9 protein-coding genes, 6 tRNA genes, 2 rRNA genes and 1 riboswitch are annotated in these 14,388 nt (G+C 44.5%); of the genes, 2 read left to right on the forward strand and 15 right to left on the reverse strand.

The window, feature by feature from the left end:
• Positions 1–31: 31 nt before the first annotated feature.
• Together L4D20_RS21975 and L4D20_RS21980 are read left to right on the forward strand one after the other, a co-directional pair.
• Positions 32–973: a LysR family transcriptional regulator gene (locus L4D20_RS21975; protein ID WP_428803729.1), complete on the forward strand. Its 942-nt coding sequence runs from the start codon at positions 32–34 to the stop codon at positions 971–973.
• Between the two features lie 95 nt (positions 974–1,068).
• On the forward strand, positions 1,069–2,859 hold the full coding sequence (locus L4D20_RS21980) for an aminopeptidase P family protein (protein WP_428803730.1): 1,791 nt from the start codon (positions 1,069–1,071) through the stop codon (positions 2,857–2,859).
• 95 nt (positions 2,860–2,954) lie between these two features.
• On the opposite strand, the gene thiH is transcribed toward L4D20_RS21980, so the two are convergent.
• The 15 genes from thiH to L4D20_RS22055 all read right to left on the reverse strand — a co-directional run bounded on the left by thiH (position 2,955) and on the right by L4D20_RS22055 (position 14,334).
• The gene (gene thiH / locus L4D20_RS21985) at positions 2,955–4,067 is read right to left on the reverse strand and encodes a 2-iminoacetate synthase ThiH (RefSeq protein ID WP_428803731.1); all 1,113 of its coding nucleotides are present in this window, start codon (positions 4,065–4,067) and stop codon (positions 2,955–2,957) included.
• A 15-nt stretch (positions 4,068–4,082) separates the two neighbouring features.
• On the reverse strand, positions 4,083–4,871 hold the full coding sequence (locus L4D20_RS21990; protein ID WP_428803732.1) for a thiazole synthase: 789 nt from the start codon (positions 4,869–4,871) through the stop codon (positions 4,083–4,085).
• Between the two features lie 2 nt (positions 4,872–4,873).
• The gene (gene thiS, locus L4D20_RS21995) at positions 4,874–5,083 is read right to left on the reverse strand and encodes a sulfur carrier protein ThiS (protein WP_428803733.1); all 210 of its coding nucleotides are present in this window, start codon (positions 5,081–5,083) and stop codon (positions 4,874–4,876) included.
• Positions 5,080–5,886 carry a HesA/MoeB/ThiF family protein gene (locus L4D20_RS22000; protein WP_428803734.1) on the reverse strand — a complete coding sequence of 269 codons (807 nt, stop codon included), beginning with the start codon at positions 5,884–5,886 and terminating at the stop codon, positions 5,080–5,082. The genes thiS and L4D20_RS22000 overlap by 4 nt, the downstream gene beginning before the upstream one ends.
• Positions 5,873–7,204 (reverse strand): thiamine phosphate synthase, encoded by a 1,332-nt coding sequence (locus L4D20_RS22005; RefSeq protein ID WP_428803735.1) that lies wholly within the window; start codon positions 7,202–7,204, stop codon positions 5,873–5,875. The genes L4D20_RS22000 and L4D20_RS22005 overlap by 14 nt, the downstream gene beginning before the upstream one ends.
• Positions 7,205–7,206: 2 nt before the next feature.
• Positions 7,207–9,156: a phosphomethylpyrimidine synthase ThiC gene (thiC, locus tag L4D20_RS22010; RefSeq protein ID WP_428803736.1), complete on the reverse strand. Its 1,950-nt coding sequence runs from the start codon at positions 9,154–9,156 to the stop codon at positions 7,207–7,209.
• Between the two features lie 117 nt (positions 9,157–9,273).
• Positions 9,274–9,372: riboswitch (TPP riboswitch) on the reverse strand.
• Positions 9,373–9,441: 69 nt separating this feature from the next.
• Positions 9,442–9,825 (reverse strand): fluoride efflux transporter CrcB, encoded by a 384-nt coding sequence (crcB, locus tag L4D20_RS22015; RefSeq protein WP_428803737.1) that lies wholly within the window; start codon positions 9,823–9,825, stop codon positions 9,442–9,444.
• 384 nt (positions 9,826–10,209) lie between these two features.
• A tRNA-Trp gene (locus L4D20_RS22020) sits at positions 10,210–10,286 on the reverse strand.
• Between the two features lie 58 nt (positions 10,287–10,344).
• Positions 10,345–10,421: transfer RNA gene (locus tag L4D20_RS22025), tRNA-Asp, on the reverse strand.
• Between the two features lie 67 nt (positions 10,422–10,488).
• A 5S ribosomal RNA gene (gene rrf, locus L4D20_RS22030) occupies positions 10,489–10,604 on the reverse strand.
• A 97-nt stretch (positions 10,605–10,701) separates the two neighbouring features.
• Positions 10,702–13,594 (reverse strand): 23S ribosomal RNA (locus tag L4D20_RS22035).
• 375 nt (positions 13,595–13,969) lie between these two features.
• Positions 13,970–14,045, reverse strand: a tRNA-Val gene (locus L4D20_RS22040).
• 32 nt (positions 14,046–14,077) lie between these two features.
• Positions 14,078–14,153, reverse strand: a tRNA-Ala gene (locus L4D20_RS22045).
• Positions 14,154–14,180: 27 nt separating this feature from the next.
• Positions 14,181–14,256 (reverse strand) — tRNA-Lys (locus L4D20_RS22050).
• 2 nt (positions 14,257–14,258) lie between these two features.
• A tRNA-Glu gene (locus L4D20_RS22055) sits at positions 14,259–14,334 on the reverse strand.
• Between the last annotated feature and the right edge of the window lie 54 nt (positions 14,335–14,388).

Raw genomic sequence — 14,388 nt, forward strand, 5'->3', positions numbered from 1 at the left:
CATAGCAGTTATTCTAATTTGGAAAATCACAGTGTCCGTAGAAGCTTTGTCTCGTATTGATTTGAATTTGTTGGTTTGTCTCAACGTGTTAATTGAAGAGCGCAGTGTGACGAGAACCGCGCATAGATTGTGTTTAAGCCAATCTGCCGTGAGTAAATCTCTGTCTAAACTAAGAGAGCAGTTTGATGACCCACTCTTTATCAGAACTTCTCATGGTTTAAAACCAACGCCCAAATCTACATTTCTAAAACCAAAGCTAGAAGTGTTGGTTAATCAACTTGAATTGATTACCCAGCCCGAAGAGTTTTCTCCAAGTTCGAGTGAGTACCGATTCCATATCGCAGCCGTTGAGAGTGTTTATCCACTGATATTACCTCATTTCCTTCCTGCTATATTTCAGCACGGGCCAAATTTGAATATCTCAACTCACCCTTGGACAGACCAAACATTCAAACGCTTACAACTCGGTGAACTCGACTTGGGGATCACAGGACGTGATATTGATATCAACGATGCCAAGTTAACAATGCTTCCGCCAGAAGATATTTGTGAACAAGAAATCTATCGTGATGCACAAATGTGTGTGCTTCGTAAAAACCACCCAGCACTCAAAAGTAATTGGACGCTTGAGAGTTATCTGTCTCTACGTCACGTACAAGTAAGGTGCGACGGGAATGATCGTTGGCTACTCGATTACCGATTGGCAGATATCGGTGCAGAACGAGACATCGCCATTACTGTCCCTGATTTTAATAGCGCCGCGAGCTTATGTACCTATACCGATTTTATTTTTACAGCACCTAGCCATTTTACTCATTTGGTTGCAAAGCAGATGGATTTGGTTGTGCTTCCCTTACCAATGGAGTTCCCTCCAATGGCTTATACCTTATTCTGGCACCGTGATAGAGAAAACGACCCCGCACTTACTTGGTTAAGAAATATAATAAAGCAGAAGACACTTCACCTGAGATAATTTGCAGGTAGAAGGTAAAAGGAGTAGCTTATTTAACTTTGCTACACAATGAGTAGCAGGCTGAAGCTGTAGGACAATACAATAAGGACAATTTGATGCATCAATCTATTTCAGAACGTGTTCAAGCCATTAGAGCTTGGCTGACCAAACATAATTATGACGCTATTATCATCCCTCACGAAGATGAATATCTTGGTGAGTATATCCCCGCTCATAATGAACGCCTACATTGGCTAACTGGATTTACTGGCTCTGCAGGTTGTGCTGTCGTCACCCAAACGAAAGCCGCTATATTCGTTGATGGTCGTTATACCGTTCAAGTTAGAAAACAGGTCCCTGAATCTGTTTTTGAATATCGCCATTTGATTGAAGAGCCTGCGCTTGATTGGGTATCACAAACCCTTCCTGCAAATAGTAAAGTCGCTTTTGACCCTCGTATGCATACAGGCTCGTGGTTAACCTCCGCGCAGGTAAAGTTATCAGCACGTTATGATTTATCTGCTATCACCTCTAACCCTATTGATGCGCTATGGAGTGACCGTCCGAATGCTGAACTATCTTCCGCCAGATTAATGGGGAATGACTTTGTCGGTCAGTCTAGTGCATCGAAACGAGATTTGGTTGCCCAACTAATCCACAACCAAAGTGCAGATTGTGCGTTGATTACCGCCCTTGATTCGATTGGTTGGCTGTTGAATATTCGTGGTCTTGATGTCTCTAGGTTGCCGGTTCTACTATCACATGCCATCTTACATACAGATTCTAGCGTCGACTTCTTTATCGACCCGACGAGACTGCCCGCAGAATTCGAGGCACATGTCGGCAATGATGTGAGAGTTCGCCATCCCGAGGAATTGGAAACGGTTCTATCAACGATGACCGGTAAAAAGATCATTGTTGACCCTGCCACGAGTAATGCTTGGTTCACTCTACAGCTACAAAATAATGGTGCGAGTTTGATCAGCTCAGCCGACCCATGCCTATTGCCTAAAGCACAAAAGAACACGACTGAAATTGCAGGAATGAAAGCAAGCCATGTTCGAGATGGTGTCGCTATGGTTAAGTTTTTGTCTTGGTTTGATAAACAAGTTGAACAAGGGTTATTACTTAATGAAGCAGAGTTGTCTGATCAACTTCAATTTTTTAGAGAGCAAGACCCGAGCTTAGTTGATTTAAGCTTTGACACTATTTCAGCGGCTGCGACTAATGCAGCGATGTGCCATTACAATCATGAAAATGAGCCACAACCGACTTCATTAGCGATGAACTCACTTTACTTAGTGGATTCAGGTGGTCAGTATCCAGATGGTACGACCGATATCACCAGAACGGTTGCCATTGGCCAACCATCTGATGAGATGATAAAACAATTTACTCTGGTACTAAAGGGGCATATTGGCATTGCTCGTGCTCGTTTCCCTGCTGGTACTTGCGGTTTCCAAATCGATGCTTTGGCTCGTCAACACCTATGGGCGGAAGGCTATGATTATGATCACGGAACCGGTCACGGTGTTGGGCACTTCCTAAGTGTTCACGAAGGTCCACAAAGTATCTCTAAAAGGCAGATCAACGTACCGCTTATGAAAGGAATGGTTCTATCTAACGAGCCAGGCTATTACCGTGCAGATGCTTTTGGCATTCGAATAGAGAACCTAGAGTTAGTGACTGAGATTGAAACTAACGGCGACTTCCCTGTACTTACATTTGAATCGTTAACGCGTTGTCCAATCGACTACCGAAATATTAATGTCGATATGCTTACTCGCCCTGAGCTTACTTGGCTAAACGAGTACCATCAGAAAGTTTGGGATGCACTAAGCCCTCTAGTCGAAGGCGATGTTAGGGATTGGTTGAAGAGCGCAACACAAGCTTTATCCCACACTTAGTACATTGAACTAGCTATAGCTGTTATACAAAAAGGGCTACGAAATCGTAGCCCTTTTTTATGTTTCACGTGAAACATCTATTTATAAAGTTCAATCTACCCTGAGTAGCCGCTGTGCCAATCCTTCCAAACCGGGTCGAAACCTTTTTGTTTAATCATATCGGCTACCATGGTTGCGCTTCGTTCATCACTAATTTCAAACTGTTCTAGTTCAACATCTTCCAGAGCATAGCCACCAGGCTGTGTTTTCGAAGCTGCTGACATCGTTGTAATTCCAAGTGGAAGGACATTATCTCTAAACAACGCTGATTCGCGAGTCGATAAGGAGAGTTCAACCTCAGGGTTTAATAATCGATAAGCACAGATAAGTTGGACCAATTGCCTATCTGACATAACCGACTTAGGTTGTAATCCCCCTTCACAAGGGCGTAAGCGTGGAAAAGATATCGAATAACGCGTTTTCCAATAAGTACGCTCTAGGTAATCAAGGTGACTAGCTGTAAAAAAACAGTCAGTACGCCAATCCTCCAACCCAATTAGTGCACCAATGCCAATTTTATCAATCCCGGCCTTCGCTAAACGATCTGGTGTCTCAAGTCGATAATTGAAATCCATCTTATTGCCACGAAGATGATGTTGAGCGTAGGTAGAAGGGTGATAGGTTTCTTGGTAAACCATAACCGCATCCAAGCCTAGCTCTTTTAGTTCTTGATACTCTTCTTGCTCTAATGGCTGAACTTCCATCGCTAAATAGCTGAACTTGCTTTTGATTGAAGGAAGCACTTGACGAAAATACCTCATCCCCACTTTTGTTTCGTGTTCGCCTGTAACCAACAATACGCTATCGAAACCCATCGACTTAATCGCAGAGACTTCCGCCGATATCTCATCATTGTTAAGCGTTCTTCTCTTAATCCGGTTTTCCATCGAAAAACCGCAATAAGTACATGCGTTAGCACAGAGGTTCGATAAATACAGCGGTATGTAAAGCCCAATCGTGTTCCCAAACCTTTGTCTAGTAAGTGCCAAAGATCGTTGCGCCATTTGCTCTAAGTAAGGTTCTGCTGCTGGCGAAATGAGTGCCTTAAAATCCTCTAGATTGAGCTTACTCTTTCTAAGCGAGCGCTCTACATCTGATGATGTTTTACTGTTGATCGATAGAGTAACATCATCCCAATCAAGACGATTGAAGGTGTTCAAAAAACTCATGACAACTCCTAATCGTTAAATAACATCATCAAGAAATGAAGTTAATGGGCTCGATGCTACTGCTTGAGAAGACGCTGTCGCTAAGCCAGATAGATAAGCTGTCCTACCCGCTTGTACTGCATACTTAAGTGCTATTGCCATATCTACAGGGTTTTGAGAGGAAGCTATAGCGGTGTTCACCAATACGGCATCTGCGCCAAGTTCCATTGCAAATGCAGCGTGTGATGGCGCACCAATGCCTGCATCAACTACTACGGGAACATTTGCTTGATCGATAATGATTTCTAGGAAGTCTTTACTCACTACGCCTTTGTTCGAGCCGATTGGGGCACCTAACGGCATTACTGCTGCACAGCCTACTTCTTCCAAGCGTTTACATAGAACAGGGTCCGCATGACAATATGGCAGTACAACAAATCCATCTTTTACTAGCTGTTCTGCCGCTAACAGTGTTTCAATCGGATCTGGCATTAGATATTTTGGATCAGGGTGAATCTCTAACTTCAACCAATTGGTTCCAATCGCTTCACGCGCCAAATGGGCAGCAAAAATTGCGTCCTTCGCGTTTTTAGCTCCGGAGGTATTTGGCAACAGGTTGACACCTGCGTGTATAATTGGAGCGAGTATATCGTCTTGCTCACTATTAACGTCGACACGCTTTAAAGCCATTGTCGCCAATTGAGAGCCGGATGCCTTAATCGACTCAATCATCGACTCTTTGTTAGAAAACTTTCCGGTGCCTGTAAATAGGCGAGAGTCAAAACTCTTACCGCCAATGACCAATTTGTCATTTGATCTCATCATTATTAACCTCCTGCAAATGCTTGGAACAGTGAAATAGAATCACCACTTTTGAGTGATGTTGTCGTCCACTTGCTTTTAGCCACAATGGTATTGTTAATCGAGAAAACACAGCCTTGCTCTGGAAGGCTAAGAACCTTGATCACGTCAATTAGGGTGGAGCCTGAAGCGATTTTTTGACTAGCACCATTAATTTCAATTTCTATTGAACTCACGAAGCTACCTCACTCTCTTTATTGTTAATTTTTTCGCTAGATAATTCATTCGGTTTGGAGCCACAAATCTTGCAAGTTGCGTCCCTCGATAGCGATAGGTTTTGCCACGTCATAGTACTTCCATCAAAAATTTGAAGTACTTCCGTTGCGCACTTGAATTCACCAAGCGCAAGCTTTTGGATGCTGGCTAATGCTTGAAGGTTTCCTATTGTTCCAACAACAGGTCCTATTATTCCCATATCAGCACAACGCTTAGATTCCGTGTGCTCATCTGCAGGATACAGACATTGATAACACGCACTTGAGTCATCGAAGCTAAATACGATGAACTGTCCCTGCCAACCAATAGCAGCACCAGAAACGAGAGGCTTTCTATTTACTGAACACACTCTATTGATCAGATGTCGACTCTCAAAGTTATCCGTACAATCCAGAACCAAATCGGCCAAGCTAACCTCTAATGCTAATTGTTCTTCCTTCAACTGATAGTCGATTGCCCTAACTCTGCAATCACTATTTAAAAAACCAATTTGATTACGCATAGAACGAGCTTTGTTAGAGCCTATATCTTCTTCACGGTAGATAACTTGCCTTTGAAGGTTACTACTTTCGACAACATCGTCATCAACAATAACTAAGCTCCCTACTCCTGCAGCAGCAAGAAATAATGAAACCGAACTACCTAAACCACCGCACCCTATGATGAGCACTTGGGACTTCAGTAAATTAGTTTGCCCCTCATCACCAAAATCGGGAAGGCATACTTGTCTTTGATAGCGAAGGAATTGCTTATCTGAAAGCATCTTCAGACTCCATTGATATATCATTAAGGCTAGGGTTTAAAGTTATCTCTGCTGGGCTCCAGAGATCTTTCATTAACTCGCTGAAAGGACGAATAGCAGCTTCAGTATCTTCAGCCAAAGTAATAGCACGTACGACAGCAAGACTTGAAACCCCACATTCCCAAACACGGTTTGCTGTGGAATGATCAATCCCCCCAATGGCAACCGTTGGATATCCATCTTTCAAATCGGTATAAGGAATGGTATCTATCAATGATTGGTACAATGCCAAACGCAACAAACCTTGAGGCTTAGATGGCATCTTTTTGGTGGTTGTTGGGAATATATGCCCTAGTGCAATGTAGCTAGGATTAACCTGCACGATACGCAAGAGTTCATAGTAACCGTGTGTTGATAGCCCAAGTTTAATATTTGCAGTTGAGAGCTGGTGTAAATTAGACTCCTCGATATCCTCTTGACCTAAGTGAACACCAAAAGCTTTATGTTTTATCGCTAGTTGCCAATAATCATTGATAAAAACTTGAGCCCCATACTGCTCACCCAGCGCGATTGACTCGATGATCTGTTTCTCAAGATCGGATTGTTTGGGGTTCTTAATACGCAATTGAATAGTGCTGATTCCAAGAGGAAGAAGCTTTCTAATCCAACGAACATCATCAACAACAGGGTAAAGACCTAAGCTACTCTTCTCCAACTCTGGAAATGAAATTTTAGAGTCCTGATTCAACCACCCAACTTTAATGTCCAGTCGAGAATCATCAAGAATTGGAATTGGGAAACAACGAAAATCTTTGGGCCATGTTTCACGTGAAACATCATTCGACACAGCTGCTCTCGCAATAACAAAGCTGTCTTCAACTGGAAAATCCAATGCTAATACAGTAAGAACCCAGGCTAAGTGAAGATGATTATCATCAACTTGGTCAACATAACGAATAGCCTTATTGTTACTAGATGGCAGATAAACACAAAGGGACGACCATGCATCAATAAATTGCTCGCCATCGATGATTCCAATAACAGCCAACGAAGAATCACGACCAAGGCCCTCACGCGCACTGGAAACTGTATTAGTGGTGCCATACTGAAGCGTAAGTTCACTAGGTTCTATATGAGCGACAGTACTCGTTAGCTGCTCTGAAGCACCACAAACATTAACCCGATATGGATTCGATTCACCGATGAGAACGAACTGCTGAGTTGTGCTTACGCCCAACTCAACATGATGAATGCCAAATCCCTCTTTTTTTGCTGCTAGTAAACAACGCTGAATCAAACCAGTCAGTTCAATATAGCTAGATGGGATAAGAATCTTCATTTTTAGCCTTCTGTTTCTACTTGTTTTTCACCAACAGCCGGATGGTACAACTCTGACCCGGTAGCCAGAAATTCTTGAGACTTCTTACGCATACCCTCTAGAGGATCATCTAGCATCTTAATTTCAATGGCCTGATCTGCTGCAACCTGTTCTGAGTTTTTCGCGTACTCACGAACTTCCTGAGAGATTTTCATTGAGCAGAATTTTGGACCACACATAGAACAAAAGTGCGCTACTTTACCAGATTCTTGAGGTAAAGTTTCATCGTGGAATGCTTTTGCTGTTTCTGGATCTAGTGATAAGTTGAACTGATCTTCCCATCGGAATTCGAAACGTGCTTTTGACAAAGCATTATCACGGATTTGAGATCCAGGGTGACCTTTCGCCAAGTCAGCAGCGTGAGCTGCCAACTTATAAGTGATAAGGCCGGTCTTTACATCTTCTTTGTTAGGAAGCCCCAAGTGCTCTTTTGGCGTAACGTAACAAAGCATCGCACAACCGTACCAACCGATCAGAGCCGCGCCAATACCAGATGTAATATGATCGTAACCAGGTGCTATATCTGTTGTTAATGGACCAAGGGTATAGAATGGTGCTTCATGACAATGCTCAAGTTGCTCATCCATGTTTTCTTTAATCATATGCATTGGTACGTGACCAGGGCCTTCAATGATTACTTGAACATCGTATTCCCAAGCGACTTTCGTTAATTCGCCAAGAGTACGAAGTTCAGCAAATTGAGCTTCATCGTTCGCATCAGCAATAGATCCTGGACGTAAGCCATCACCTAACGATAGTGCTACATCGTACTTTGCACAGATTTCACAGATTTCTCGGAAGTGTGTATATAAGAAGCTTTCTTGGTGATGAGCAAGACACCACTTAGCAATGATTGAACCACCACGAGAAACAATGCCAGTAACACGTTTAGCCGTCATTGGTACGTAACGGAGTAGTAAACCAGCGTGAATAGTAAAGTAATCTACGCCCTGTTCAGCTTGCTCAATTAGCGTATCGCGCATAACCTCCCAGTTCAGGTTCTCAGCGACACCATTCACTTTCTCTAGCGCTTGATACATTGGAACTGTACCGATAGGAACTGGACTATTACGAAGAATCCACTCTCGAGTTTCGTGAATGTTACGACCTGTTGAAAGGTCCATTACTGTATCGCCACCCCACCGAGTTGACCATACTAGTTTCTCTACTTCCTCTTCAATCGATGAGCTAACAGAAGAGTTTCCGATATTTGCATTCACTTTTACCAAAAAGTTACGGCCAATAATCATCGGCTCTGCTTCTGGGTGGTTTATATTTGAAGGGATAATTGCGCGCCCTTCAGCAACTTCTTTACGAACGAATTCAGGTGTTATCTCTTTCGGCAAGTTTGCACCGAAATTGTGGCCTGGGTGCTGGTGATTCAGTTGCTCGTCTGCAAATTTTTGGCGACCCATGTTCTCACGGATAGCGATGTACTCCATCTCAGGAGTGATAATGCCTTTACGTGCATAATGGAGCTGAGTAACGCAGCAGCCATCTTTCGCACGGCGGATTTCAGGTAAATTACCATAACGAAGATCGTCTAATGTATCGTCTTCTAGGCGTTCTTTAGAAAATGCTGAGCTCACTCCATCTAGTGGTTGAGTATCATTTCTTTCGACAATCCAGTCATGCCTTAGCTTTGGTAGGCCACTGTATAAATCGATTGTATGAGTAGGGTCAGTATAAACACCAGATGTATCGTAGACGTGAATTGGTTCGTTAGGCTCAAGTATTGGTGCATCTTTACTGCCACCGACCAAACTATCTGCCAATGAGATTTCACGCATTGGAACTCGAATGTCGCTTCGAGAGCCTTCAATATAAACTTTATTTGAATTTGGATATGGTTCGACAGACAAAGAATCAATGAAATTCTTGGCTTCGAGTCTTGATTGTTTACGGTTCGACATAGCATTCTTCCTTATTATAATCATGGATAAAAATGCTTGGCGGATAAGATGCTACAAGAGGAATCGACTCTATGGATAGAGACGATTGAAGGATAGAAAACGAGAATGGATCTGGTTTGATATCTTTCTCTTGTTTCCTTCGCAGGTATTAGCCTGATCAGGTTCAACGGATCCCGAATTAACGGTCTCAGCCTTATGGCACTCCGACAAGTAGAAAGTAGTATATGTAATCAGTTTGTTGAATCCAAGCTAAAGTGATTAATTTTTAGCTAGTATTAAATAAAACTAGTTTTTAATCATCAATTGGAAACCAATCCAAGCTGCGGTAATACTCAGAACAACATTGAGTAATACATTCAAGCCCATCTTAAAAAAAGCGCCCTGCTGCATCAGTAAAACGTTATCCATAGAGAAAGTTGAAAACGTAGTTAAGGCACCGAGAAATCCAAGACCGATTATTTGTCTCCAAGGTTCGGTCGGTAAACTCCCATTTTCGAATGCAGCAATTAACACACCCATCGCTAATGAGCCTACGATGTTAACGGTTAATGTTCCATACGGAAAACCACGACCAAACATAGCTGCACAAAACTCAGTGACGAGATAGCGTGAACAGGCACCGAACGCACCACCAAGTGCGATAAAACCGAGAATTGATAATTGTCCCATGACATGTCCTTTAAACCACAATGACGTAATTGTATGCTCTATTCTTCGAAAAACTAGATCTACTTGAATAAATTACCGAAATAACTAAGCAACTTAGCTTCCATTCTAATATGGATTCAAAATGTTACAGGAGTCACTTTTACTATAGATTACTGTTGTTGAGGAGCAATATGAAAGACTTTAGGACGTAACGACACTAATTAGTCTTCAACACTAAATGAATCACTTAGCGACTTATAGGAAGGGTTACGAAAGGTTATAGACCGAGATAGCACGATCTCCAACAAGCGCTATTTGAATATTGGGGGATTTAGTAGCTTGATTCTTAATCATATAAAGGCCAGAAAGCAAAAAGGCTCCAGCATTTCTGCTAGAGCCTTAATATGGCAGGGGTGGAGAGATTCGAACTCCCAACACGCGGATTTGGAATCCGCTGCTCTGCCAATTGGAGCTACACCCCTAAAATTTTTATACTTCAGATTCAAAAAAACCTCGCATTTGCGAGGTTCTCTGAATAAGTGGCGGAGTGGACGGGACTCGAACCCGCGACCCCCGGCGTGACAGGCCGGTATTCTAACCAACTGAACTACCACTCCGCAGTGGCATACTTGCAAAGCAAGTGTCCATCTGTTTTTAGGTCTTGACCTAAAAACGATATTTAAAGCCTGGCGATGTCCTACTCTCACATGGGGAAACCCCACACTACCATCGGCGCTACTGCGTTTCACTTCTGAGTTCGGCATGGRATCAGGTGGGTCCGCAACGCTATGGTCGCCAAGCAAATTCTAAAATTCGGAAAACTGATTAATAAAAGTTCTATCTACACATTCAAATATGTTCTTGCTTTGAGTCCAATCAAAACCCCTTGGGTGTTGTATGGTTAAGCCTCACGGGCAATTAGTACAGGTTAGCTCAATGCCTCACAGCACTTACACACCCTGCCTATCAACGTTCTAGTCTTGAACAACCCTTAAGGGCACTTAAAGTGCCAGGGAAGACTCATCTCAGGGCTCGCTTCGCGCTTAGATGCTTTCAGCGCTTATCGATTCCGAACTTAGCTACCGGGCAATGCCACTGGCGTGACAACCCGAACACCAGAGGTTCGTCCACTCCGGTCCTCTCGTACTAGGAGCAGCCCCCTTCAATCTTCCAACGCCCACGGCAGATAGGGACCGAACTGTCTCACGACGTTCTAAACCCAGCTCGCGTACCACTTTAAATGGCGAACAGCCATACCCTTGGGACCGACTTCAGCCCCAGGATGTGATGAGCCGACATCGAGGTGCCAAACACCGCCGTCGATATGAACTCTTGGGCGGTATCAGCCTGTTATCCCCGGAGTACCTTTTATCCGTTGAGCGATGGCCCTTCCATTCAGAACCACCGGATCACTATGACCTGCTTTCGCACCTGCTCGAATTGTCATTCTCGCAGTCAAGCGGGCTTATGCCATTGCACTAACCACACGATGTCCAACCGTGTTTAGCCCACCTTCGTGCTCCTCCGTTACTCTTTGGGAGGAGACCGCCCCAGTCAAACTACCCACCAGGCACTGTCCGCAAYCCCGATAAGGGRCCAACGTTAGAACATCAAACGTACAAGGGTGGTATTTCAAGGTTGACTCCACTCCATCTAGCGACGAAGTTTCAAAGTCTCCCACCTATCCTACACATGTAGGTTCAATGTTCAGTGCCAAGCTGTAGTAAAGGTTCACGGGGTCTTTCCGTCTAGCCGCGGGTACACTGCATCTTCACAGCGATTTCAATTTCACTGAGTCTCGGGTGGAGACAGCGTGGCCATCATTACGCCATTCGTGCAGGTCGGAACTTACCCGACAAGGAATTTCGCTACCTTAGGACCGTTATAGTTACGGCCGCCGTTTACCGGGGCTTCGATCAAGAGCTTCGACCGAAGTCTAACCCCATCAATTAACCTTCCGGCACCGGGCAGGCGTCACACCGTATACGTCATCTTACGATTTTGCACAGTGCTGTGTTTTTAATAAACAGTTGCAGCCACCTGGTATCTGCGACTCCTAGTAGCTCCATCCGCAAGGGACTTCACCGCCAAGAGCGTACCTTCTCCCGAAGTTACGGTACCATTTTGCCTAGTTCCTTCACCCGAGTTCTCTCAAGCGCCTTGGTATTCTCTACCCGACCACCTGTGTCGGTTTGGGGTACGATTTCTTATAATCTGAAGCTTAGAGGCTTTTCCTGGAAGCATGGCATCAATGACTTCACTACCGTAGTAGCTCGACATCGTATCTCAGCGTTGAATGAARRWCCGGATTTACCTAAWYYTTCCGCCTACGTACTTGAACCTGGACAACCGTCGCCAGGCCCATCTAGCCTTCTCCGTCCCCCCATCGCAATTATAAGAAGTACGGGAATATTAACCCGTTTCCCATCGACTACGCCTTTCGGCCTCGCCTTAGGGGTCGACTTACCCTGCCCCGATTAACGTTGGACAGGAACCCTTGGTCTTCCGGCGAGGGGGTTTTTCACCCCCTTTATCGTTACTCATGTCAGCATTCGCACTTCTGATACGTCCAGCAGCCCTTACAGACCACCTTCAACCGCTTACAGAACGCTCCCCTACCCCACATACTAAAAGTACGTAGCCGCAGCTTCGGTGTATAGCTTAGCCCCGTTACATCTTCCGCGCAGGCCGACTCGACTAGTGAGCTATTACGCTTTCTTTAAATGATGGCTGCTTCTAAGCCAACATCCTAGCTGTCTAAGCCTTCCCACATCGTTTCCCACTTAGCTATACTTTGGGACCTTAGCTGGCGGTCTGGGTTGTTTCCCTCTCCACGACGGACGTTAGCACCCGCCGTGTGTCTCCCGGATAGTACTTACTGGTATTCGGAGTTTGCAAAGGGTTGGTAAGTCGGGATGACCCCCTAGCCTTAACAGTGCTCTACCCCCAGTAGTATTCGTCCGAGGCGCTACCTAAATAGCTTTCGGGGAGAACCAGCTATCTCCAGGTTTGATTGGCCTTTCACCCCTAGCCACAAGTCATCCGCTAATTTTTCAACATTAGTCGGTTCGGTCCTCCAGTTGATGTTACTCAACCTTCAACCTGCCCATGGCTAGATCACCTGGTTTCGGGTCTAATCCTAGCAACTGTTCGCCCAGTTAAGACTCGGTTTCCCTACGGCTCCCCTAAAYGGTTAACCTTGCTACTAAAATTAAGTCGCTGACCCATTATACAAAAGGTACGCAGTCACAGAACAAGTCTGCTCCTACTGCTTGTACGTACACGGTTTCAGGTTCTATTTCACTCCCCTCACAGGGGTTCTTTTCGCCTTTCCCTCACGGTACTGGTTCACTATCGGTCAGTCAGTAGTATTTAGCCTTGGAGGATGGTCCCCCCATATTCAGACAGGATATCACGTGTCCCGCCCTACTCGATTTCACTGATTATGATGTGTCGGTTACGGGGCTATCACCCTGTATCGCGAGACTTTCCAGACTCTTCACCTGCATCATTAAAAGCTTAAGGGCTAATCCAATTTCGCTCGCCGCTACTTTCGGAATCTCGGTTGATTTCTACTCCTCCGGGTACTTAGATGTTTCAGTTCCCCGGGTTCGCCTCGTTRYGCTATGTATTCACRYAACGATACGTGCTTATGCACGTGGGTTTCCCCATTCAGAAATCCCAGACTCAAAAGGTTATTACTACCTAATCTGGGCTTATCGCAAGTTATTACGTCTTTCATCGCCTCTGACTGCCAAGGCATCCACCGTGTACGCTTAGTCACTTAACCATACAACCCCAAAAGGTTTCTGTATGGCAACTAACCAAGGTGTAAACTCGTTGTCTCATTATTTGAATGAGCGAGACAACATTTCGATTTTGCCGGACTCAAATATTAAACAATCACAACCGAAGTTRTGRTGTTTCCAAGAACACTTGAATGTGTGTTGGTACCTARWTGATTAAATCATCTAGGATTTGAGAACTTTTATTTTGAACAACAACCGATCAAAGTCGTTGTTCGTCAGCTTTCCAAATTGTTAAAGAGCGAGTGTTTACTTTTTCAAGTTAAATCACTTTCTAAAGACTTTCGTCGACAARAATCCGAACCAAATCCGCTATTGTGAATTGGTTTGGAAGTCAACATCCAAAAGTTTTTAGAGAGTGGTGGGCGATACCGGGCTCGAACCAGTGACCCCCTGCTTGTAAGGCAGGTGCTCTCCCAACTGAGCTAATCGCCCACATTTAGTTTTAATTCCTCTGTGGAGAAGAATGGTGGAGCTATGCGGGATCGAACCGCAGACCTCCTGCGTGCAAGGCAGGCGCTCTCCCAGCTGAGCTATAGCCCCAATTTTTTTTATTTCCTTGGGAGGAAATGGTGGGTCGTGCAGGATTCGAACCTGCGACCAATTGATTAAAAGTCAACTGCTCTACCAGCTGAGCTAACGACCCAATGGTATCCCGTAGGGGAGTCGAACCCCTGTTACCGCCGTGAAAGGGCGGTGTCCTAGGCCTCTAGACGAACGGGACACTGCATTTATTTTCACTTAAAAAGCGAAAGTAAACTGTCGAAACATCTTGGGA

Source organism: Vibrio kyushuensis, assembly GCF_050337325.1.
Classification (GTDB): domain Bacteria; phylum Pseudomonadota; class Gammaproteobacteria; order Enterobacterales; family Vibrionaceae; genus Vibrio; species Vibrio kyushuensis.